The organism is Sulfitobacter sp. M85, from assembly GCF_029285915.1.
GTDB lineage: Bacteria > Pseudomonadota > Alphaproteobacteria > Rhodobacterales > Rhodobacteraceae > Sulfitobacter > Sulfitobacter faviae.
The window spans coordinates 43,978-65,976 of the sequence record NZ_JABECQ010000010.1; the positions used below are offsets into that span (position 1 = coordinate 43,978).

At 59.6% G+C, this 21,999-nt stretch carries 17 protein-coding genes and 2 pseudogenes; 9 read left to right on the forward strand and 10 right to left on the reverse strand.

Features of this window, described 5'->3' with window-relative positions; all coding sequences use genetic code 11:
• Window positions 1–40: 40 nt before the first annotated feature.
• From HKX24_RS15975 to HKX24_RS16000, 6 genes and pseudogenes are all read right to left on the reverse strand, one after another.
• Window positions 41–516: pseudogene (locus HKX24_RS15975) on the reverse strand (hypothetical protein).
• Window positions 517–1,734: 1,218 nt separating this feature from the next.
• Window positions 1,735–2,946, reverse strand: a complete 1,212-nt coding sequence (gene repC, locus HKX24_RS15980; protein WP_276154157.1) for a plasmid replication protein RepC — start codon at window positions 2,944–2,946, stop codon at window positions 1,735–1,737.
• Between the two features lie 213 nt (window positions 2,947–3,159).
• Complete coding sequence (gene repB / locus HKX24_RS15985; RefSeq protein WP_276154158.1) at window positions 3,160–4,089, reverse strand: plasmid partitioning protein RepB; 930 nt, start codon at window positions 4,087–4,089, stop codon at window positions 3,160–3,162.
• Entirely contained in the window at window positions 4,073–5,266 is a 1,194-nt protein-coding gene (repA, locus tag HKX24_RS15990) for a plasmid partitioning protein RepA (RefSeq protein WP_058243484.1), read from the reverse strand. The genes repB and repA overlap by 17 nt, the downstream gene beginning before the upstream one ends.
• A gap of 134 nt (window positions 5,267–5,400) precedes the next feature.
• On the reverse strand, window positions 5,401–6,282 hold the full coding sequence (locus tag HKX24_RS15995; RefSeq protein WP_276154159.1) for a recombinase family protein: 882 nt from the start codon (window positions 6,280–6,282) through the stop codon (window positions 5,401–5,403).
• 58 nt (window positions 6,283–6,340) lie between these two features.
• Window positions 6,341–7,366, reverse strand: a complete 1,026-nt coding sequence (locus HKX24_RS16000; protein ID WP_161353881.1) for a tyrosine-type recombinase/integrase — start codon at window positions 7,364–7,366, stop codon at window positions 6,341–6,343.
• A gap of 219 nt (window positions 7,367–7,585) precedes the next feature.
• On the opposite strand from HKX24_RS16000, the gene HKX24_RS16005 reads away from it, so the two are divergent.
• The 3 genes from HKX24_RS16005 (at window position 7,586) to HKX24_RS16015 (ending at window position 9,795) form a co-directional block, all read left to right on the forward strand.
• Complete coding sequence (locus HKX24_RS16005; RefSeq protein WP_037932051.1) at window positions 7,586–8,485, forward strand: DUF1403 family protein; 900 nt, start codon at window positions 7,586–7,588, stop codon at window positions 8,483–8,485.
• Between the two features lie 2 nt (window positions 8,486–8,487).
• Complete coding sequence (locus tag HKX24_RS16010; protein WP_037932048.1) at window positions 8,488–9,129, forward strand: SMC-Scp complex subunit ScpB; 642 nt, start codon at window positions 8,488–8,490, stop codon at window positions 9,127–9,129.
• A gap of 207 nt (window positions 9,130–9,336) precedes the next feature.
• On the forward strand, window positions 9,337–9,795 hold the full coding sequence (locus HKX24_RS16015; protein WP_276154160.1) for a hypothetical protein: 459 nt from the start codon (window positions 9,337–9,339) through the stop codon (window positions 9,793–9,795).
• A gap of 320 nt (window positions 9,796–10,115) precedes the next feature.
• Here the strand turns inward: HKX24_RS16015 and HKX24_RS16020 are convergent, their stop codons facing one another.
• Entirely contained in the window at window positions 10,116–10,997 is an 882-nt protein-coding gene (locus HKX24_RS16020; protein WP_037932044.1) for a TniB family NTP-binding protein, read from the reverse strand.
• A gap of 1 nt (window position 10,998) precedes the next feature.
• On the reverse strand, window positions 10,999–12,633 hold the full coding sequence (locus tag HKX24_RS16025) for a Mu transposase C-terminal domain-containing protein (RefSeq protein WP_037932042.1): 1,635 nt from the start codon (window positions 12,631–12,633) through the stop codon (window positions 10,999–11,001).
• A gap of 145 nt (window positions 12,634–12,778) precedes the next feature.
• On the opposite strand from HKX24_RS16025, the gene HKX24_RS16030 reads away from it, so the two are divergent.
• A complete protein-coding gene (locus HKX24_RS16030; protein ID WP_161353827.1) occupies window positions 12,779–13,792 on the forward strand; it encodes a hypothetical protein in 1,014 nt (337 codons plus the stop codon).
• A 440-nt stretch (window positions 13,793–14,232) separates the two neighbouring features.
• Here HKX24_RS16030 and HKX24_RS16035 read toward each other — a convergent pair whose 3' ends face one another.
• Window positions 14,233–15,843, reverse strand: a complete 1,611-nt coding sequence (locus tag HKX24_RS16035; RefSeq protein ID WP_161353829.1) for a GMC family oxidoreductase N-terminal domain-containing protein — start codon at window positions 15,841–15,843, stop codon at window positions 14,233–14,235.
• A gap of 35 nt (window positions 15,844–15,878) precedes the next feature.
• Window positions 15,879–17,324 (reverse strand): coniferyl aldehyde dehydrogenase, encoded by a 1,446-nt coding sequence (locus tag HKX24_RS16040; protein WP_161353830.1) that lies wholly within the window; start codon window positions 17,322–17,324, stop codon window positions 15,879–15,881.
• A 95-nt stretch (window positions 17,325–17,419) separates the two neighbouring features.
• On the opposite strand from HKX24_RS16040, the pseudogene HKX24_RS16045 reads away from it, so the two are divergent.
• The 5 genes and pseudogenes from HKX24_RS16045 to HKX24_RS16065 form a co-directional block, all read left to right on the forward strand.
• Window positions 17,420–17,659, forward strand: a pseudogene (locus HKX24_RS16045) (transposase); the annotation flags it as partial.
• A 370-nt stretch (window positions 17,660–18,029) separates the two neighbouring features.
• On the forward strand, window positions 18,030–18,818 hold the full coding sequence (locus HKX24_RS16050; protein WP_276154161.1) for an enoyl-CoA hydratase/isomerase family protein: 789 nt from the start codon (window positions 18,030–18,032) through the stop codon (window positions 18,816–18,818).
• Window positions 18,818–20,068: a thiolase family protein gene (locus tag HKX24_RS16055; RefSeq protein ID WP_276154162.1), complete on the forward strand. Its 1,251-nt coding sequence runs from the start codon at window positions 18,818–18,820 to the stop codon at window positions 20,066–20,068. The genes HKX24_RS16050 and HKX24_RS16055 overlap by 1 nt, the downstream gene beginning before the upstream one ends.
• A 9-nt stretch (window positions 20,069–20,077) precedes the next feature.
• Window positions 20,078–21,214, forward strand: a complete 1,137-nt coding sequence (locus HKX24_RS16060) for an acyl-CoA dehydrogenase family protein (RefSeq protein WP_093455116.1) — start codon at window positions 20,078–20,080, stop codon at window positions 21,212–21,214.
• Between the two features lie 11 nt (window positions 21,215–21,225).
• Window positions 21,226–21,999 carry an SDR family NAD(P)-dependent oxidoreductase gene (locus HKX24_RS16065; protein WP_093455115.1) on the forward strand — a complete coding sequence of 258 codons (774 nt, stop codon included), beginning with the start codon at window positions 21,226–21,228 and terminating at the stop codon, window positions 21,997–21,999.

Here is a 21,999-nt window from a genome sequence, read left to right on the forward strand (position 1 = left end):
GGCTGGCGTCCTTTCGAGTTTTGGTGAGAGGGAATGGAGATCAGATTGACCGACGGGGCCGCGGATCGTTGGTGATGCTGGCACCTAGCTTTTCGACCATGTCGATGTAGGTGGTCAGCGAGACGGACCTGCCGGCACCCGAACGGTCCGGGTCGACCGAACCGTCCCGCGTAACTTGCGGCAGGTTCGCGAAGGCGATGACATTGGTGACGGGTCGAATGTCGATGGCGGGTGTCCCTAGTGCGACCGCAAGCACGGCCAGGGGGAAGCGCTCGATAGGCGCGAGAGTCGACACGGTGGTCCAACCGAGATGGATGAACGTCCCACCATCCCCGCAGATCACATGCGCGTTTGGCACTGCCTGAGATAGCCGAGATCGCGGAGAACGGCTTTCCGCTCGAGCTGCCGTGCCAGCTCCGTCTCGCCGGTTCGACGCAGCTTTCTATGCCGCCACCAAGAGGCAGCGGTCGCGCGCAGCACGCGCAAGACACCTGTTTGCATGGGAATGCCCTTCATCCGGAATGGCAGACCGGAACTCGGCCCGGACCCATCCGAGGCACCCCAAAGGCCCTCATCCGTCAGTCACAAAACCCGAAGAACACTTTTACTTTTCGTGGACCAAACCCATTAAACACCCAACCTCCACCGAACTGTACTGGCACGACGGGATCAGAACTTCTACAGGGCCTATCGGCTAGACCTGTGGCGGTTTCTTCGTCACGAGATAGCCCAGACCGTTCAATCGGCCCGCAACTGCCAACTTCTGCGTAGAGCGTGCTAATTCTTCGTAGAGCGTGCTGATCCTTTGGCTTCCCGTCGATGTAGCGGATCGGCATCCTGGAAAGGGAAGCCACTTCGATGAAGGCTATTATGGGCATGATTTCTCGTCGCGAATACCAGAACGCAATAACCTATTGTTATTAAATTGTTTTCCGTTATCGGGCGGATCAGATCAGTCCGCGGCCAACATCAAAACACTCTTTTGAAGAGTTCGGGTGGCATGAAATCAAGAGATTAAGTTGCAACCGCTGTTCTGCGATGTCCTCGTCGTCCACTACGACCAAATCAGCGAAACGCGGGACCGCTGGCAACCAGCTGCTGCGCTTGAGGAGCCGATTGACTCGCTGGCTGTGTCGCCATTATCGAAGTGACTGAGAAGTTACCGGCTCCCCGCGCGCGGGAATTCGAGGATCGTGCCCTTGGTCAAACGGTTTTGGCAACTATCGATCGTCTGCTCCTTGTGCGCTACGGCCCGTAGCCGCGATATCATGCAACAGACATCCATAACCTACCTCTCAGGCATTAGCACCCATGAAGGCCAAGGGAATATCCGAGGCCAGGACCCAAATCGCCGTCAGCAGGCGCCGGATAGCGTTGAGCCAATTGTTGAGGGTATTCATCATCAGATCACAGACATCGAAAAGGGCAGGGGCCGCGGAGGCGCGCAACTGCTAGATTGGCTACAGCGCAACGCTCTGTATGTTCTTCGCTAGCTGCCTTTGCGCTACTAGCAGCGATGGTCACCAGCTGAGGTTTTACCATGATGATCGGGATGCCCTCGTCATCAGATCTTCGCCGCGACGAAAAGCGAAAGCCACTTTCACGATTTCAAATACCGCCACACCTCAACCCCCCCAACTTTTCTCTCTCGAACACCGTTTGTGTGCCGAGAGCCTACTTAACAGCTGTTAAGTTATGCCAAGCCAGCCGCAGCAGATCGGAGTTTAACAGCTGTTAAGCCGCGTTCCGCCCGCCAATCAATGCCATGACCATTGGGCCGCAGGAAAACTCGTTTGCCGCAGCTTTAGCAGTCAGAGCTCGCAAGTATCCACCAGGCGATCTTATGTCCGCGAAGCGTTCCAGCATGGCAGCAACGACGATCGACGCTTGCTCCGGACCCATGAACCGCTGTGCTTCTTCCCATGCAGACGCACTGATGCCCATGGCTGGCCGCACATGGCACGCCGCATCGAAGAGCTGATGCCAATGCCGGATCTCACCTTGGTAGAAGGTCTTGAGCGAGGGACATGCCGCGATCACTAGGTGCAGCGGGATCTTTGGCATGTGTCTTGTGTCCTGTTCATCAACGTCAGCCACCGGCTCATTCGTATCCACATCTGGCACACCCGCCGCTGCCCCGCTTTTTTCTAAAGCAGGTTCAAGATCTATGGATTCTTTTTTTGAATTATGATGGTGACGCTCAGATTGGGCATCATTGGTGTTCATTTCTTCTGTTTCAGGGCCATCAATGACGTTGCGTGCCTGGTCAAGGAGAGCTTCAAGGTCGGCTCGATAGGCCGCGAGGTCCTCAACTGAAAGCTTGCGGCGGAGCGCGCGAGCCGTGAGGGCAGCTTTGTCGCGAAGCTGATCCCAGAAGCCTAGGCCTGGCTGCATCTCGTCTCCGAACTCGGCGAGGGCCGCGAGATCGCGGCGCATGAGGCTTACGACCTCTCTCAGGCGCCTGACGCGCTCCTCAGCCTCACGTACGGCCTCTGCGGTCCGTGCTATCTCCTCAGACTGGCAGTAGAGAGGGGAAAGATCGAAGCCAAAGGCAACGCGGTCTTCGCCGTGCTTACGGACGTAGCGCTTCCCATTGGGGCTATCGCGCCGCTGGAGCAAGCCAGCCTCGACAAGACGCGCGAGGTGACGACGCATCGTGGAGCAGGGCATACCATTCAAGCGCTCACAGATCGCCTTGTTCGAGGGGAAGACGACCATCTCGGCGTTCCCGCCAAGCGCATCGTCCGGAAAGAAGCTGAGGAGCCCCTGCAAAACCGTCAGATCACGTTCCGAGACCCCAAAGGCCGCTTGCGCCTTGGAGAGCTCGCGCAGGAGTTCCCACTTGTTAACGGGTCTGGCTGGAACAGATGCCTCGGGTCGCTCAATGACGCGCAAATGGGCGTGCGATATCGGCCGCATAAACGGCGAGATTGGTGTGTACTCCATGAAAATGTCCACGAAGACAAAAATTCTAGGGCCCGCGAATCGCTTTGCGCTTGCGGGGTAGGGGCCAGAACGCTACATTCAGAAGTGCGAAAACTGAGATTTTGTAGCGGTCTGATCCCGGTGCGAAACCTTACAAAGGTCTCGTGAAGCTAGCTTCTCGGGGCCTTTTTCTTTTTGCCTGTATCGTGCCTCCTTCTTGTTGGTTGCTCTTCCTCAGTCTCCTGAACGCTTCCAGCGCTCATGAAGCTCGGTAATCAGCTTTGGGGCGTTGCCCTCCAACCAGCTGATAAAATCAGGTTCATCCGTAGTTAGATCAAGTTTGAGCTGCTTGCCTTGGCGGCCGGTTTTGACCGTCGCAGCTCCAACACCGGGGATGGCCAAAGCAGGCGCACCCTTTCTAGACGGGCTTGCTTTCCTCTCTGTGCTCTTCGCAGCTGCCAGAACTGCGAGAAACGCACGCTCAGAAACCTCATCGACCGAGCCGGAACTTCCGGACTTGGCTGCATGAGCTATGGCTAGCAGCTGGTCCCGATCACCGTCGTAGGCACCCAAAGCCTTTTTGAGCTCTTCCCATCTCGGGCGACCAATCCCAGGAGCTGCACCAATCGCCTGGATGAGATCCTCGCCGACCGTCCGAACGACACTCAAGAGCTGTGAAACTCCAGCTTCGTGGAGGTTAAGGACTTCGGCGACACCACGATTGGTGCGCTCAGCCCCTTCCAAATGGTCGCCGTCTAGAAGCGCCGTCGCTACAAGCGCACGTTCAATAAAGCTCAGATCACGACGCTCTTGGTTCTCGAGAAGCTGATCTCGAAGCGCTTGATCACCTTCAACCTCTGTGACGATGGCTCGAACTTTGATACCGAGTTCGCGACATGCTTCCAAGCGTCTGCGGCCATAGATCAGGTTGTAGCGATCGGCTTCCAGTGGGCGGACCAAGACAGGCACACGCTGACCGTTCTTGGAAATAGAGTTCTTCAGGCCCTCAACTTCAATCTGTAGTCTGTCATCCAACCGTCCTTCGGTAACAATCTGCGCCGGATCGATCTCAAAAACACCGCCACGCAGTCTGCGCCCTTCAAGAGCGTCAGGAGCGTTGCGAAGGGTCTGCAGCGGCAGGCCAAGTTTAGGCTTTCTTGCCATTCCGCCCCCATGTGTTCTGGATGATTTCAGCGATTTCATCGTTCACTGCGTTCATAGATTCGATCGCACGATCAAACGTCTGACGCGTGAAGTCCTTCTTGTCAGCTTCGTAGAGCGTTTGCTTGGTCAAGCCGGCATCAGAAATTGCGGTCGACTCAACCATGTGATTGGTCAGGACCGACCTCCCAAAGAGCCCGCGAATGAAGGCGATGACTTCGGTCTGTGGTGCGTCGCCGACTTTGTATCGCGTTGGCAAGAAGCGAAGCCAATCGAAGCGCAGATTTGCGCCTGCATCCCTGATTACTCCAAGGAGATCCGCAGTCATTCGCAGGAATTGGGACATCGACATAAGGTCAAGCATCTGCGGGTGAACCGTCACGAGCACACCCGAGGACGCGGAAAGTGCTGACATCGTCAAGAAACCAAGTTGCGGCGGACAGTCGATCACAACAACGTCGTAGTTCGCTTCAACACTATCGAGTGCGTCATGAACTCTCGCGAAGAACGCCTTCGCTCCGCCTCGCTGGATCGCAGCAGGCGTCTCGTGCTCGAACTCCATGAGTTCAAGGTTGCCCGGGATCAGATCAAGGCCGCGGATGTAGGTCTTGCGGATCACTTCGGCGATCGGAACCGGATCGTCATAGCGAACGGCATCATAGAGGGTTCCGCCCTCCATGAGGTCGAGTTCTGGCTGGATTCCGTGAAGAGCCGAAAGAGATGCTTGGGGGTCAAGATCGATCGCAAGAACCCTGTACCCCTTGAGCGCCAAGCGCTGAGCGAGGTGAGCGGACGTCGTCGTTTTGCCAGATCCGCCCTTAAAGTTCACCACTGAAATGACTTGAAGCTCGTCACTGTCGCGACGACCAGGCACGTAAGTTCCAGACTTTTTTGCGTTTCCTTCAAGCGTCTGCCGGATTTCCCAGATATCGTCGAGCGTATAGCGACGATGACTTCCAGCCGTCGTCTCGACATCGACGATCTTTCCTTCTCGATGAAGCTTCCGAAGATAGGTATGGTCGACGCCAAGGAGCTCAGCAGCTTCTCCGCTGGTCAAAGTGCGCATCACCTTCTTTGCATCTGGTGGGAAGTGTGCAGCGCGCTGAGCATGCAGGTTCGACGCGAGAAGTTCCGCGTAGTGCCCGATGGCGATATCTAGATCCTGTTCTGCTTCGCTCATGTGTGCCCCGACCCGTGGGCGCGTTTTTTATGTGACCGCGCGTTATTTTTCGAGACTATTGCCCGAGCAGCCAGATTCGTGCAAGCACTTTCTAGATTTGGTGGCAATCCGTTAGGCCAACACAAGTGTCGTGTTCAAAGGAGCCCCAACTTTTCCGCACGCTTAAGCAGCATTTTGACCGAAGACGGCTGCCAGCTTGCACGACCCCGAGGGGTGCGCTCACGCATCGATTCCAGCCGGTCGCAGATCGCCTGCAGTGTGATTTCGGGGTCCGCGCCTTTGATCGCTGCCACGATGGCCGGCAGGCGGTCATCGGTTTCGCGGCGTCCGGCGCGGCTAAGCACTGCATCTGGTAGAAACCCGTCGCGGACATAGGCTTTCACAGCACGGAGTAGGCGGCTTTGGGTCCAGTGCCGGTCGTGGGGCAGGGGGCCATTAATGATTCGCAAAACATCTTCCCAGGCCATATCCGGCCGCAGGCGGCGCACATGTGGCACCCAATCCTGCGCGGTTTCGTTCAGGCGCTCCATGTAGCCGTCCTGTCGCGCCAGCCGCACCTTGCGCAGCGCGGCGGGATCCTTGGCGCGTAGCCCAGGATTGCCACCAACGCGACCCTTGGCGCGCGCAGAGGCAAGCCCAGCCTTTGTGCGCTCACGTATCAGCGCGCGCTCGAACTCGGCCGCGGCGCCCAGAACCTGCAATGTGAATTTTCCTTGAGGGGAGGCGGTGTCGATTGGATCCTGCAGCGAGCGGAAGAAAGCTCCCTTGGCCTCCAGACGTTCGATCACCTCCAGCAAGTGCGACAGAGACCGCGCAAGCCGATCAATTCGCACGACAACCAGTGTGTCGCCGCTCTGGACGCGTTCGAGAACGCGCGCAAGCACAGGACGCGCGCGATTGCTGCCTGAGGCGTGCTCTTCGAAGATCTCGACGCAACCCGCAGTTTGCAGGGCCTCAGACTGGGGCAGGGGGGTCTGATCCTCTGTGGATACGCGTGCATAGCCTATCAAGGGCATGAAATCTGGCCGTTTGCAGTTTTAGGTATTACTACTAAACGACCGAATGACCGCGCGATCAGAGCCCCGCGGCCTTTGTCAGGTTCACGCGGAACCGATCGCGGCGGCGCTGGTAGCGCCGGGTCATCTCGGCCGAGACGTGGCCGAGTTGCTTCTGGACGTAGCGCTCGTCTACTTCGGCGGAGCTAGCGAGACCTGCGCGCAGGGAGTGGCCTGAGAAGAGAGCGAGGCGGTCTTTCTCGGGCAGCTCTGATCGGATGTCCGCGTCCAGCACGGTGCGTTTGATCAGGCGCGCCACATGTTTGTCGTTCAATCTCGTCTCCGTGGCACGCTTGCCGTCCCGCGAGGTCCCGACGAACACGGGACCGAAATCGATCTTCCCAAAGTGCAGCCACTGTTCCAGCGCATGCACCGGGCAGGTCTGATCGCTGGAGCCGCGCCCGATCTCCACTTCGCGCCATCCGGTTTTGGCGTTCAGTGTCAGTACTGCGCCGTCGTCGAGGATCTCGATCCAGCCGCCGCTGTCGGGCGTGTCGTCTTTGCCGAAGTCGAGGCTGACGATTTCCGAGCGTCTGAGACCACCGGCATACCCGATGAGAAGAATAGCCCGATCCCGCAACCCGCGTAGATCGAAGGGAAGGGTGGCGACCATGGCGAGGATGTCCTCCGGCAAGATTGCCTCTTTCTGCACCGGAGGGCGTGCATGCTTGCGTTTGATGCCCGCGAGCACGGTGGCGATGTGCCGGTCCTTGCGATCCAGCGTGAACCCGCGTTGCCCGTAGTTCCAAGCAAGCCCCGACAGACGACGGTCAATGGTCGAAACGGATAGGGCAGGGGCGCCGCTCGTCGGCGCCGCCAGGTCGGTCAGGTAGAGCCCGATCATCTCCGGCGACGGGGGAATAGGCTCTGTCCCCTTCAACCTGCACCATCGCGCAAAGTGCTTCCAGTCGGTGGCGTAAGCCTTGTTGGTGTTTTCGGCCGTCGAAGCTTTGGCGTAGTCTCGCGCAGTGTCGACCAGCCGGTCCAGTGTCCCGGAGCCTGCCACATGGGCGGGGAGGGCGATCGTGTCGCCGTCTGTAGGCATTCTCTCGTCGCGCTCATTGCCATTCTTCGTGTCATGGGACGCTGAGTGCGATTTCTCGGCATTTGCGGGCTTGTTTTTGGGCATTTTGCTCATGTTTCTGAGCATATCGCAGTAATGTCCGATAATGCAAACTTATTGGACATAGTGGAGAGTGGTAAGGTGGGGCGCTTTGTGCACTATATGTTGGACGAAAGCGCCGCCATGCAGTAGTATCGGGGCATGAACTATGCCCGGCATCCTGCCCGAAGCAACCCTGAGACTATACCCCGGCTGCCGCCCTGGATCACCTCTGGGCGGGCGCAAACCCCTGAAGATGTGTCCTTTTTGTCAGGCGCGGCGCTCAGCTATCTGCATGTTGTGTTGGGGCATGAGAGCGTCCCCAAACCCTTGTTGCGCAACAGATTGGCTTTGCGCGCGGCAGAGGTCTGTGTGGCGTTTTCCGGGCGATCCGAAAGGTCGGGGGAGTTGCGCGACGAGATCGCTTTGCTGCGACCGGGAGATCAGCCGGGGCCAGCGGGGCAGGTCTGTCAGATGTGGATGCGGGCGGTGGAGCGACCGGTCTCAATCCGGTCCCAGCATCGTGCGATGCCGCAGCATGATCCGGAACGGATTGCGGTTTGGCTCGACCAGCCCCACTCAGGCCAGGGTGGCCCGGTGGATCGGGCGGCGTTGGTGCTTGGGGCTGTGCTGGCTGACGCTCCGCAGCATGGGGCTGCCGCCTTGGTTCTGGCGGATGCGGCCCTTGCGCAGGCGCTTGGCTGGGATCACGTGATCCCCTTGCTGGCGGTCGGTATGATGCGTCGCGACTTGCGCAAGACCGATGACGACTTGCGCCTGGCCTGCCACGAAGCCATCGTTACGTCTGTGACCGAGGCAGCGCGGATGGCTGCTGATCTTGCGCAGCGCGCAGCGCGGCTTAGCGCGATTGCGCCGAAGCTGCGGGCCAGGGGGTCGGATGAGGCGGTTCAGATGTTCCTGAACCGGGATGCGGTGGCACCTTCGGCGCTTTCCTCGCTGAATTCGGATCGATCGGCCCGGCGGTTCTGTGATCGGTTGGTGGAGCTGGGCGTGGCGCGGGAACTGACCGGGCGCGATACGTTCCGGCTTTATGGGGTGTAACAATGGCCAAAGATCGGTCAGACTTGGATCTCGACAAAGAATTGGCTGGCCTGCCTCAGGCCTTGCGCTGGCGCGAATGGATGCGGCGGATCGAGGCTGTGCTGTTTGCCTCTGCCACGCCGGTGCCGCGGGAAGACCTGACCCGGGTTGTGGGGCAGGGGGCATCGGTTGATCTGCTGGTAGAAGATCTCGCGGCTGATCTCGAGGGCCGCGCCTTTGAGGTGGCCAAGGTTGGGGATGGGTGGACGTTGCGCACCCGCTCGATCTATGCGCCCGCGATCCGAGCCGCAGCGGATGTGGGCGAGCAGCTGTTGGATCTGCGAGAGTTCGACGTCGCGGTGCTTGCCGCGATTGCTTATTACCAGCCGATTACGCGCGATGGGCTGAAGGACATCTTCGGGCGAGAGATCAGCCGCGACCTGATCGGTCGGTTACATGATCGCGGGCTTATCGGCACCGGCCCGCGCGCGCCCAGGCGCGGCGCGCCCTATACGTTTGTCACCACCGAGACGTTCCTCACCGCGTTCGATCTGGAGACGCTTCAGGACTTGCCGGACCGGGAACAAATGCAGGATGCCGGACTCGGAGCCGAAAGCGGTTCGAATTCGATGTCCCTCTCAAGCTTGTCTCGAACGTCTGTTTGATTGAAGACGGCCGATGGCCTGCAATAGGTCTGTCAGATCGGGGCGAGCCGGACGTGTGTTCTGTTCCGCGGAGTTTCGAAGGATGACCCTCTTGCTGAAGGATGAGGCCAGCCCTGGAAAAGTCGGCGCGGTCCGGGCAATGCGTGCCCAGAGGGCTGCGCCCGGGTTTTCGCACTGCCAATGGAACGGCATCGGGCCGTCTGTCAATTGACGGAACAGACGGAGGCGATCTCGGATCGACAGGTGCGCCATGGATTTGAGCTCGTCGCCAAAAGTGAAACAGGCCGAGCCAAGCAGAGTGGGAAGGGAGGTTTTTCCTGGCAGCCGATGCCCCGCTACATGCAATCGCAGCAGGTCGTTGAGCAGCCGTTCGAGCTGCTGGACGTCGTGTTCGGCACGCGCAGTGGCTTTGCGGAGATCGCCACCGCACCAAACGCAAATCTGCTGTGGCACAAGCCGGTCCTGCCTGGACGGGGCAACACCACCTCCGCAGGTGGGGCATATATCGCGCAATTGGCAGCCATGCCGGAAACAGGTCACCCGCGTGGCCAAAGTCCAGCCGCGCCGGAAATAGGGTGCATGATCTTCCCTCAGGCAGGCAGGACAATATTGCAGGCGAGTGACCTGCGGCCCGGACGCCTGGCGCGCCTGAGACACGGTCAATAACCGCAAACGCAATCGAGCCAGCGGATCAGGTACAAGGGCCAGACCGGCGATATCCTCGGCAGGCACCCGGGTCTGTTCGACAAGAAAGTTGAGGACATGCTCGGGAAGAGCCCGGTCAAGTCGCGTCGACCAGCTCGCGCCTCTCAGTCCGAGAACGCGCCCGAAATATCGTGCCGGGACACCATTGGCCAATGCGAGCCGGTGCAGCCAACTTGACAGAAGCTCTCCCGGAGCCGGAGCGACATCCACGGGCCAGCCGCGTCCCACCTCGCTGGCATATCGGCGCGCAGGCGTGACGGTGATCCCAGGTGAAGACCGGTTCACGTCATCTCGTCGCGCAAAGCAGCGTTCCGGCGCCTCGACAGTGGAATGTAGTTAAGGGATGCAATGCTCGCTTCGGTGATTTGCTCCTCACCGTTCCTGATCGCGGCAATTGCGGCATTGCTGACAATGTCGACAACCTCTCCGATCAAACCTTCCGACAGATCATGAACGATCCTCGCCAGTGGCTGGCGCGAGAGCTCCGAGGGTAGGGCAAGCGGCATGCTGGCCTCAAGGCTGTCGAGGAGCGTTGCGAAATCCTCATCATACCCCCACCTCGGAATAGGGATCGTGTCAAACCGCGATCCCATCTCCTCGGTATTGTGGATTGCGTCGTAGACCGCGACCTCACCGACAAGCACAGGCGAAATGTCATGAACCCTGGCCATTCGGCGCAGGAACGAAAATATGGCTTTGACGTCCTGCCGTCGTCCCCGCAGGGCACTGTGGAATTCATCGAAAATGAGCACGCGGGGCTTCAGGCTTTCCAGCAGATGATCCACTTGCTCTCCCGCGCGTGACAAGCTTCTCCAGCCAGCTGCCTGAGGGGCGCGCAGGCCGGAAAGAATGCTGGCATAGAAATGGGATAGGCCGGCGCCTTCCCGGGTCTGGATTACCCAGACCCTTTGCCGATCCGACTGTCGTAAATGCTCGATGGCGAAGCGTTCGGCAATCATCGTTTTGCCGTTGTGATAGGGGCCCGCCAGCAACACGCCCCGCGGGCGCAAGGAGGATGGCCGGTCTAGCAGAAGATGCATGGCGTCGTGGGCTTTGCCAGCGACCGGGTGGCTGATCCAGCGCGGCCCTCGGATATGGGTAATCCGAAGCGCATCCTCGGAACCAAGTAGCAACGCGGCGGAGGGAAGGAGGTGATCCGCCATCTCACCAATCCTCCACCGGAAAGACCCGTCGCGGGCGGTCCCGGGCCGGGCCCTCGCGGGTGGGTGCCGGGGAAGGGGCAAGTTTCTGATAGGGTTTTGGAGCATCGGCCGCATGTCTGGCGCGGGTCAATGCCTTCATCTGCTGTTTTCGCGATGCCGACGCATCCACGGTCGCGGCGATTTCGCGCCGGATCGCCGTTCTGTCTTCGACCGGGCGTCTTCCGGATTCGCGCAGCCGGTTTCGTTCGGCCTTGTGTTGCCACAGGGTGATCGGTTCGGACAAGCCGTCTCGCCGGCCGACCGCGCGCCAGGCTCCGGTATCGGGATCCCTGAGGTAGACGTGGCTCATGTCGCGCGGGTCGTAGCGAAGATCGAAGGCCTCCAGCCGGTCGCGCCGGGCGATCGATGGGCCGAGCCAGGGATCGAAATAGTCGATGGCGAAAAGGCTGATGCCTTGAGGTGAAATCCTGCGGGTGGTGTTGGGGAGGAAATTGAGCAAAACATCCATGGGATTGTCGGCGGGGCCTTCCATCACACGGCGCTTGCGTTCCCAATCATCCATCGGCACGGTCAGTTTCCGAGCGTTCTGGCTGAGATTGTGGTCAATTATCGCCAGTGCGATACAGCGTTCGAGGTCCGAGAAGCTGAGCTTCGCCCGGTCCGCGGATAGGTATTCACCCCGGTCCGCGATGGAGCGCCCGGTCTTTCCTGGCAATGACCGCAGCACTGTGTTCACCTTGCCGAGAAGGCGTTCGACAACACCGCCACGATGGACGGTCCCCTTGTTCCGGGTTTGAATGGCGATGCCATACTCCGCACATCCTCGGGTGAAACTGGCGCTTTTGAATTCCATTGCGGAATCCACCACGACCTGCTTCGGACGGCCAAACATCGGCCAGGCATGATTGATGTTGCGTTCGGCCAGCCAGTCTTCCTTGCGGCACATCGCCTGCGCCAGACAAAGCGCGACCGACAGGCGCGACGGTTGCTCTAGGGTCAGACAGAACCCGATGATTGCGCTTGTCGCGACATCCGCTGCGATCGTAAGGTAAGGCCGACCGACAAAGATACCCTGACCGTCGATGATTTCCACGAACTGGATATCGGCAGGGGTATGGTCGATCTGGACCACGTCAAGGGCGTGCTTGGCCCGGATATAGCCAGGTCGAGGTTTCAGACGGCGCAAGCTTTTTCCGCCGGAGTGTCGCCGACGTGCGATCTCTTCTGGTGTGAACAGCAGCGGGATGCGCTTTGCGACGGTGACGTAGGCTGGCGGAGAAAGCCCCTCGCTGGCACAGCGTGCGCGAATTTCCTCGATGATTGGAGCGAGGTCTGGTTGCTCGGGCCGAAGCCACATTTCCCGCAGCGTTTGCGCAATGATTTCCTCGACGGCCTGGCTGATCCTTGTGCGTCTGGCACCGCTCGTTCTTGGCAGAAGGGAAGACACTCGGCGTTCGTCACGGTATCGGCTCAAGTGGTTGTAGATCTGGCGCGCCGACAGGCGCAATTCGGACGCCGCGCGCGCGACCGCGTCTCGCATTGGTTCCGTGCCATCTAGAATGCGGTCCAGCTCTCGCGCAATGCGCGTGGCCTTGCTCCAGGCCTCGTCAGAGGGTTCCTGTCCGTTCAGCGTCATAAGCCGGTCGTCTCAGAGTGTCTCAACATCATTTTCCGCCCTAATTCTCTCGCTTATTGAAATGCGAGATAAAAATTGAAATCGCAACGTAATATTCTACGTCTATTTCCGCCTCATCCTGCTGAAATCGTTTAAGAACCTTTTGATGAAACGACAATGCAATTGCGACAAAGAGGATCTCTGGTTTCTGCCTGGGCCACTCGAGGAAGAACCGGATGATTTGCTTCCCGGGCCACGGGCAGAACCGCCCGACACTGCTGTCATCGCAGACTGGGCAAAGGCAGAAAGCGTTCACGCTGCTCGACTGGCACGGGTCGCTGGACGTCTGGGTGCTCTGGATGACCGGCTGCTGCGTGGCCCGGAAGGTTGGCGGCATAGGCTCGCGTTGATCGAGGCGGCGGACCTCAGCTGGTTCGCAGGGGATCGGGTGAGTTCTGATCGTCTGGCGCTCTGGGTATCGATGCGGTTGTCAGGCGCACAGGATGACCCAAATGCCCTGGCAAGAGTTGGATGGGCTGTTCGGCGCCTGACAGGCGGCCCCGGACCAAAGGGCGATTTGGCCGCCTTCCTGGATCGCCGTGATCCCGAGAACATTGAGGACAGTGCCGAGCGTCTCAAAGATCGCGCGGGCGGATGGCTGAAGGTATTGGCAGCTGCGGCCGATCTTCATCCAATCACGCGGGCTTGCATGGGGTATCACCTCTGGAGCCTCGCGGGCCTCGGACAATACGGAGACCAGATCGAAGCCGCCGTCACCGCGTCCAGGATCGCGGCAAGCGATGGCACCGGCGCCATCTTCGCACCGCTCGCTATGGGCGGGGCAGGGGGGCTGCGTGCCTCGGGCTTGCCGCCCGAACGTTTGGCCCGCTGGCTGGATGGGATGAGCAGCGCGATTTTATCGGCGATGCGAGTACTTGACGATACTGAAAGGTGGGCGGCGCGGGCGGAGTCCGACATGGCGCATTTGTCGGGTCGCACGCCGGTCGCCTTGCGTAAAGCTTTCTCTCAGTGGCCATTGGTCTCTGCACCAATGGCTGAATCCGTGACCGGAGCCAGTCGCGCCGCCATTCAACGCAATCTGGCGTGGATGGAAGAAAGCGGTTTGATCCGCGAGGTGACAGGGCAGGGGCGCTTCAGGATATGGACTCTCGAAAACTGAAAGTCGATTCCCGGGTGTGCTGGTTAATTTCAATGTGCCAGCATGACAGAGATTGTCATGCCGCGATGTTGCTACAAATGCAAACCGGATACGAGGCTGTCAAATGGACTTTCTCAAAAGCTGCCAATCTGTTGCGCGTCGCTGACATGGCGACCTCGCGGTATGACGGAATCCGCTTGCAGGACGTGACGGACGAGTTCGGTTGCTTTATTGCGCACCTTCGAGAAGGAGATTCGATTGTGCACTGCAGCAGGATGTCTTCCTTGTTCTTCACATAGTAACAGAGGGCAGGCTTGGAAACATCGAGCAGGTCGGCCAATTTGCCAATTGACGTTTCCGAATACCTCTTGGTGGTGAACTCGTGCGCGGCCGTATCCAGCAACACCCAGCGCTTCAGCTTCTGCTGATGCTCGGCATCCTTGGCCTTGCGGGCGAATTGATCAGGTTGCGGCTGCGTCCTCCTTAATCATGTCGGCGGATTTTTCACCGATCATGATACAGGTGGCATTGGTGTTGCCGTTGATGATCTCGGGCATGATTGAGGCATCGGCGACACGCACATTGGCCAGTCCCTTGACCTTGAGCCGCGCATCGACCACGGCCATGTCGTCGCGGCCCATCTTGCAGGTGCCGACCGGGTGATACGCATGGTTGACCTCGGCGCGCAGGTAGTCGTCGATCTCGGCATCGGTATTGAGATAACGCTTTGGGTAAAGCGGCTTGGCGATCATATCCTTCAGCGGTGAGCCGTGCAGGATGTCCTGCGTCACCTTGAAGGCATTGCGCATGTCCTTCAGGTCATCGGCGTGATCCAGCAGGTTCAGGTCGATATTGGGCTCGGACCCCGGGTTGGCGTTCTTGAGCGTCAAACGCCCCCGGCTGCGCGGGTGACCGATATTGACAATCATGGTAAAGCCCCACTTGATCATCGACATGTAGTCATGGGCATGGTTGCGATAGGGCAACGGCACCATGTGAAGTTGGAAATCCGGGTTGTTCTTACCCGGCTCGGACCGCAGGAAGCCACCCGCCGCTGTGGGCGGATTGGCGAGCCAACCTTTGCGCCTGGTGAAATACTGGTAGAAGGCACCAAGGTTCTTGAGCGTGCCCAGTGGGCCAAGGGAAATTCCGGTGCGTTTCTTAGATTTGAACACGAACATCACGTCCGGGTGGTCATGCAGGTTTTCGCCCACGCCGGGCAATTCATGCTGCACCTTGATGCCATGTTTCTCCAACTCGGCCCGGGGTCCGATGCCCGAGAGCATCAGGACTTGCGGCGAGCCGAAGGCCCCGCCGCTGACGATGACCTCCTTGTTCACCCCGACCCGCTTGGTTTCGCCGCCCTGGTCGTATTCGACGGCCACCGCGCGCCCGTCTTCCATGACGATCCGGCGCACCGTGGCCTTAACCTGGATATCCAAGTTCTTGCGGTCCGTGATCGGGTCGAGATAGCAGAACTTGACCGAGGCGCGTTCGCCGTTCTTGGTGGTGAACTGGTAGATGCCCAGCCCTTCGCGATTGGCGCCGTTAAAATCCGGGGTCTTGGGGTATTCCAGCTTCTCGCCCGAGGAGAGGAAGGCGTTGTAGAAATCAAACGAGGCATCGCCGTTGCTGACATGCAAGGGACCGCTGTCGCCGTGATAGTCATCCGCACCGCGTTCGTTGTTTTCGGCCTTTCGGAAATAGGGCAGCACCTCGTCATAGCTCCAGCCTTCGTTGCCGAGTTCGGACCAGCGGTCATAGTCACCGGATTCGCCACGGATATAGACCATGCCGTTCATGCCGGACGAACCGCCCAGCATCTTGCCGCGCGGGTTATAAAGCGCACGGTTGTTAAGATTTTTCTGCGGCGTGGTGTTGAAGCGCCAGTTCAGCTTGTTGATTTTGTAGTTCTGGATCAGCCCGGCGAACATGCCGGGAATCGAAACGAATTTCGAGTTACCCGGACCCCCTGCCTCGAGAAGCGTGACGGTAGTGTTCGGATCCTCGGATAGCCGCGCGGCAACCACTCCTCCCGAAGATCCTCCACCAATGACTACATAATCTGCCATTGTTACTCTCCCTGTTACCATTTTTTGTGTCTGTGTCAGACGATTTTCTTCATGACCGCCAAGAGCGTGTCGGTGAGCCTGCTGTAGGGCGGATTCAGAAGGTTGGCCGAGTTCAGCCGCGCCTGCCGGAAGACCGGCTTGTGGGCGCTGAAACTGTCAAACCCAGCCTTGCCGGTATGGGTGCCCATGCCGCTGGCCCCAATGCCGCCGAAGGGCAACTTTTCCTGGAACACGTGGAACAGGGTTTCGTTGACGCACATCCCCCCGGCCCAGGTGTTTTGCAGCATGTGTTTTTCACGGGCGCGGTCATGGCCAAACCAATAGAGCGCCAACGGACGGTCATGGCTGTTGATATAGCCCGTGACCTCATCCAGGCTGTCATAGGTCTTGATCGACAGAACCGGGCCGAACACTTCCTCCTGCATCACTGCCATGTCGTCGCTGGGGTTGATCACTATATTCAGCGGCAGAATCCGGTTGTTGGTATTGCCCTCGCCACCATCGGGGTTGACCGTCACCACCTTTGCCCCCTTGTCACGGGCATCGGTGACCAGATTGCGCAGCCGGTCGTAATGGCGGTCCGAAACGATCGTGGTGTAGTCTACGTTGCCATCGAGGTTGGGAAAGAACTTGGTAAAGCCCTTCTTCATATCCCCGACGAACCCATCAAGCTTTTCGGTGGGCACAAAGACGTAGTCCACTCCGATACAGGTCTGGCCACAGTTCAGCACCTTGCCGCGCAGGATCGAGCTGACCGCCTTGGCCGGATTATAGGAATGGTCGATGATCGCGGGGCTCTTGCCCCCCAGTTCCAGCGTGACAGGCGTCAGGTTGGGTGCCGCGGCCTGGGCGATCTTGCGCCCCACGGCGGTGGACCCCGTAAAGATCAGGTGGTCAAAAGGCAGTTCGGCAAAGGCATTGCCCAGCTCGGCCCCGCCGGTGACGACGGCCAACAGGTCCTCGTCAAAATTGTCGGAAACGAGATTGCCCAGAAGTTCGGTTGTATGTACCGTGACCTCGCTGGGCTTGATCATCATACGGTTGCCTGCGGCCAGCGCATGCACCGCCGGAAGAAGCGCGATGGCATAGGGATAGTTCCAGGGAGCGATATTGCCGATCACTCCTAGGGGCTGCGGCACCACCTTGCATGTGGCCGGCAGCGAATGCAGGCTTGTGCCCACCCGGCGCGGGCGCATCCATTTGCGCAGGTGACGGCGGGCATGTTTGGCGCCCTGGATGACAAGGAACAAATCGCTCAGCGTGGTTTCGCGCACCGAGCGGTTGCCGAAATCCTTGTCGATGACATTACAAATGTCGTGCTTGTGTTTCTCGGTCAGTTTCAGCAGCTTTTCGACATTGCCGCACCGTTCTTCGTAGGACGGGTAGGGGTTGGCATTGGAGGCGGCTTTCTGGCAGGTGAAAAGCGCCTTGAGATCGTCGATGGAGGTGTCAGGGACGATAGGCGTGGCATAGGAATTCATGGTTAGTCCTTTGTATCAATTTCGAGGAAGCGGCGCAGCATATCGCAGGCCATTGTCTGTTCTTCGGTCTTGAACATCCTGCTCTCCTATCGCGCCAGCACCGCACCAAGCTTCACAGCACCAACCCCATCGAGCGCCTGAACAAGGAAGTGAAACGGCGCGCAGATGTCGTCGGCATCTTCCCCAACGAGGCATCCATCACCCGCCTAATCGGCGCCGTGCTGTTCGAGCAAAACGACGAATGGCAGACCGCCAGCCGTTATATGATGGTCGAGGCATTCGCACAGATCGACAACGAGGAGACAGACCCAATTCTCAGCATCAAAGCCGCCTGATCATGACCTCGGGCCACCCGACAAATTACACCACGTGCGCGGACACTAACTCCTACTCGTTGCCGCTGTCGGGAGCGGGACCTGTCAGAAATCTGCGATGTGTAGCCGACTGAATTTGTTCGGTGTTGCCTGTTCGGCATTCCTGAAGCGCAAGCACACATGATTACCGACAGGCAGCAATTCCTGTGAGATTTCCTTCGCGAACAACGAGTCTCGCCCGAAAAAGCTGTCACTCTGATTCTCGGTTTTTTACAGGTTTTATGAACCCCCATTCGAGCGTTTCTTCCAAGGTGCTGTAATAGATAAGGAAATTTGATGTTGACAGCGCAGGCTTATTATTACTTACTGGTCAGTAAATAAAGGTATGAAAATGCAACACGTAAATGTCATTTTGGAAACGCGGGGATCGGCGGCCTGGTTGCGCCTGAACAGACCCACCGAGTTGAACGCTCTTTCCCGGGACATGGTCTTGGAGCTTGGGGTGGCGCTTGAGCGCATTCGTCGCGACGAAAAACTGCGCGTTGTGGTGCTGACCGGCAGCGGCCGGGCGTTCTGTGCGGGCGCTGATCTCAAGGCGGTGCAAGCGAGTCTGTCACAGGAGCGGTCCGACGACGGCGATTTCCTTGATGCCGTAGCGGAGGTTTTTCAGATTCTCCGCGATTTTCCCAAGCCCGTCATTGGTGGCCTGAACGGCGTGACCGTCGCCGGCGGTCTGGAACTGGCCATGTGCTGCGACGTACTGATCGCCGCAGAAAGCGCGAAGATCGGTGATGCGCATGCCAATTTTGGGGTCTTTCCGGGGGCTGGTGGCGCTGCTGTCCTGCCCTCTCGGATTGGCCTGCCGAACGCTAAATATCTGCTGTTTTCCGGCCGAAGTCTGCCGGCGCGCGATTGGTTGCGCATGGGGCTTGTGCAGGAAGTTGTTGCCGATGATGCGCTTGAGGCTCGTCTGGACACGTTCGCAAGTGATCTGGCTGACAAAAGCCCGCTCGTCCTGTCGCGCATGAAAGCGGTCGCCAACGCGTCAGTAGATATGTCGCAAGCCGAAGCTCTGGTCTGGGAATTGTCGGTCCTGCGCGACCACCTGACATCAAACGACGCTGCCGAAGGGCTGGCGGCGTTTTCGGAGAAACGCAAACCGGTCTTTACCGGAAACTGATGAGGACCAAGATGGACAAGGTTTACATAACCGGCGTGGCGATGACGCGCATGGGGCGCCTGGACGGGGCGACCGTGAAGTCGCTGACCCGCGAGGCCGTCACCGGGGCCCTGGCTGATGCCGGGATTTCCGCCGGCGCGGTCGAAGCCACCTATTTCTCGAACGCCACCCAGCGCCATCTGGAAGGCCAGTTGATGATCCCGGGTCAGATCGCCCTGCGCGATATGGGGATCGAGGGCATTCCGGTTGTGAACGTCGAAAACGCCTGTGCCAGCGGATCGACCGCCCTGAATCTGGCTGCCCAGTTTCTGAAGGCAGGCGAAGGCGATGTGGCGCTGGCCGTCGGGGCCGAGAAGATGTGGACTGGTGATAAGGCCAAGATGTTCAGCTTTTTCGACTCGGGCTGGGAACTGGCGACAGCCGAAAAGAATGAAAAACAACTGCTGGCGCTGGGGCATGGCATCGATCTGCCTGAAGGCAGCGAGTCCGAAAAACCCTATTCTGTGTTCATGGCCGTCTACGCCGCCTTTGCCCGCGCACATATGCGCCTGTTCGGGACAACGCAGGCACAATTCGCGGCCATCGCGGCCAAGAACCACATGCATTCGGTGGAAAATGACAAGGCGCAGTTCCGCGATCCTTACACTGTTGGCGACGTGCTGGGCGCACCGCCGATCACCTATCCGCTGACCTTACCGATGTGCGCCCCGATGAGCGATGGCGGTGCAGCGGCCGTATTGATGACCGAAGCGGGCATGAAGCGCCTCGGCATTTCCCGAGACCGCGCCATCGAGTTGCGTGCCAGCGTTATCCAGACCGGTTCGGACCGGGATGGCGACGACTTTGCAAACCATCTGACCGCCAAGGCGGCCCGGCGCGCCTATGAAAAGGCCGGGCTTGGACCCGAGGACGTCTCGGTCGCCGAGGTGCATGATGCCACCGCCGTGGGCGAGCTGATCCAGATCGAAAACCTTGGTCTCTTTCCCTTTGGTGAGGGCGCGGCAGCCTCCGAACGTGGCGAGACCACGATTGGCGGGCGTGTGCCGGTCAATCCGTCGGGCGGGTTGGAGTGCAAGGGCCACCCGATCGGCGCCACCGGTCTGGGGCAGGTCTATGAGCTTGTCAGCCAGCTGCGCGGCGAATGCGGCACGCGCCAGGTCGAAGGGGCCAAGGTGGCAATTGCAGAGAACGGTGGCGGGCTGATCGGGATCGAAGAGGCCGTGGCCTCGGTCCTGATTCTGGCACGATAGGAGAGCGAGATGTTCAAGACCGAAGAACAGACAATGGCCTGCGACATGCTGCGTCGCTTCCTCGATGACCAGATCGAACCGGAATACCTGAAGGTCAAGGATGCGCCGTTTGAAAAAGAGGTGATCCAGGGGTTCCTCACGCAACTGTCCGAATTCGGCCTGACCTCGGCCCCCCATCCCGAAGAGGCGGGTGGCATGGGGCTCGATTGGTCCACGCACCTGATGCTATTCGAAGAGGTCGGCGTCACGGCGATGGACATTGCGTTGCCGATCCTAATCAACGTGGTGGGCGCCGACCTTTTGCTTCGCCTTGGAACCGATGAACAACGCGCGCGCTATATCCCACAGCTTCTGGCGGGTGAGACATCCGTGGCCATCGGCATCTCTGAGCCGGGTGTCGGCTCGGACGTGGCGGCGGTCAAGACACGCGCCCGCAAGGATGGCGGCGATTGGGTGATTTCGGGCGAAAAGACCTGGATTTCGAACGGGCGTTTCGCCGATTTCCTGATCTGCACCTGCAACACCGGCGAGGGGTTGACGCATATCCTGGTCGACCGCAAGGAACACGGGTTCGAAACCCGCGACATCCCCAAGATCGGCCTCAATGCACAGTCGACCTCGCAGGTCTTCCTCGATGAGGTGCGGGTGCCCGTTGAGAACACCATCGGCGCCGAAGGGCGCGGGTTGCAGCAGACGCTGGTCGTGTTCGAACGCGCGCGGGTGCATATGGCGATGTGGGGCATCGCGCTGGCGCGCCGGGCGCTTGAGGAATCGATCCGTTACGCGCAAGAGCGCAACCAGCATGGCAAGCAGATCGCCGGGCATCAGATGATTGCCGACAAGATCGCCACCATGGCAACCGAGATCGACGCCGCGCGCCTGCTGACCCATCGTGCCGCCGGCATGATCGACCGCGATGAACGCTGCGACACGGAATGCGCCATGGCCAAGTGGTACGGCACCGAGATCGCGGTGAACGCCACGCGGCAGGCGGTGCAGATCCATGGCGGCAACGGCGTGACCCGCGAGTTCATCGTCGAACGCCTGGCCCGCGAAGCCATCATCGGGCCGATCCCGGACGGGACCACAGAGATTCAGAAACTGCTGATCGCCCGGTCCCTGACCGGTGTGGCGGCGTTCAAATAGGGGCCCAGGTCATGAAGATAGAAGGCAAGACCATTATCGTGACCGGCGGGGCCTCGGGACTTGGTGCTGCGACGGCAGAATACCTGCACGGGCTGGGTGCACAGGTGGCCATGTTCGACCGCGACATGGAACAGGGCACCGCGCTGGCCGACCGTTTGGGCGCGGACCGGGCCATGTTCCGGCAGGTGGATGTGACCAGCGACGAGCACGTGTCCGAGGCCATCTCGGCTGTGGTCGACCGCTTTGGCGCGCTGCATGTCGCCATCAACTGTGCCGGTGTGGTCAGCCCGATGAAGGTGGTCGACCGCGAGGGCGCACCTGCGTCTCTCGATGCCTTTCGCCGCACGGTCGAGATCAACCTTGTGGGCACGTTCAACGTGATGAGCCAGGCCGCCGCGCGGATGCTGGAAAACCCGCCCGAAGACGGGGAAGAGCGTGGCGTGATCGTCAACATCTCGTCCGGGGCGGCCTATGAAGGCCAGATCGGGCAGACTGCCTATGCCTCGTCCAAGGCCGGTGTGATAGGGCTCAACCTGCCTGCCGCGCGCGAGCTGGGGCCGAAAGGCATCCGTATCAACGCCATCGCGCCGGGACTGTTTGGCACACCGATGGTGATGAGCCTCGGAGATGAGGTCGTCGCCTCGCTCGAAGAAAGCGTCGAGGCCCCCAAGCGGGTGGGCCGGATGGAAGAATTCGCCCATGCCTGCGCTTTTCTGATCGAAAACAGCTACATGAACGGCGCGACCCTGCGTCTGGATGCCGCCACGCGGCTGCGGGCGAGGTGA

Bases quoted from the DNA above. Each gene is read 5' to 3' on its own strand.
- HKX24_RS16065 (WP_093455115.1), top strand. From the start codon at position 21,226: ATGAAGATAGAAGGCAAGACCATTATCGTGACCGGCGGGGCCTCGGGA.
- HKX24_RS16035 (WP_161353829.1), bottom strand. From the start codon at position 15,843: ATGGCAGATTATGTAGTCATTGGTGGAGGATCTTCGGGAGGAGTGGTT.
- HKX24_RS16040 (WP_161353830.1), bottom strand. From the start codon at position 17,324: ATGAATTCCTATGCCACGCCTATCGTCCCTGACACCTCCATCGACGAT.
- HKX24_RS16050 (WP_276154161.1), top strand. From the start codon at position 18,030: ATGCAACACGTAAATGTCATTTTGGAAACGCGGGGATCGGCGGCCTGG.
- HKX24_RS16000 (WP_161353881.1), bottom strand. From the start codon at position 7,366: ATGCCTACAGACGGCGACACGATCGCCCTCCCCGCCCATGTGGCAGGC.
- HKX24_RS16055 (WP_276154162.1), top strand. From the start codon at position 18,818: ATGAGGACCAAGATGGACAAGGTTTACATAACCGGCGTGGCGATGACG.
- HKX24_RS16005 (WP_037932051.1), top strand. From the start codon at position 7,586: ATGAACTATGCCCGGCATCCTGCCCGAAGCAACCCTGAGACTATACCC.
- HKX24_RS16025 (WP_037932042.1), bottom strand. From the start codon at position 12,633: ATGACGCTGAACGGACAGGAACCCTCTGACGAGGCCTGGAGCAAGGCC.
- HKX24_RS16010 (WP_037932048.1), top strand. From the start codon at position 8,488: ATGGCCAAAGATCGGTCAGACTTGGATCTCGACAAAGAATTGGCTGGC.
- HKX24_RS16020 (WP_037932044.1), bottom strand. From the start codon at position 10,997: ATGGCGGATCACCTCCTTCCCTCCGCCGCGTTGCTACTTGGTTCCGAG.
- HKX24_RS15995 (WP_276154159.1), bottom strand. From the start codon at position 6,282: ATGCCCTTGATAGGCTATGCACGCGTATCCACAGAGGATCAGACCCCC.
- HKX24_RS16060 (WP_093455116.1), top strand. From the start codon at position 20,078: ATGTTCAAGACCGAAGAACAGACAATGGCCTGCGACATGCTGCGTCGC.
- HKX24_RS16030 (WP_161353827.1), top strand. From the start codon at position 12,779: ATGAAACGACAATGCAATTGCGACAAAGAGGATCTCTGGTTTCTGCCT.
- repC (WP_276154157.1), bottom strand. From the start codon at position 2,946: ATGGAGTACACACCAATCTCGCCGTTTATGCGGCCGATATCGCACGCC.
- repA (WP_058243484.1), bottom strand. From the start codon at position 5,266: ATGAGCGAAGCAGAACAGGATCTAGATATCGCCATCGGGCACTACGCG.
- repB (WP_276154158.1), bottom strand. From the start codon at position 4,089: ATGGCAAGAAAGCCTAAACTTGGCCTGCCGCTGCAGACCCTTCGCAAC.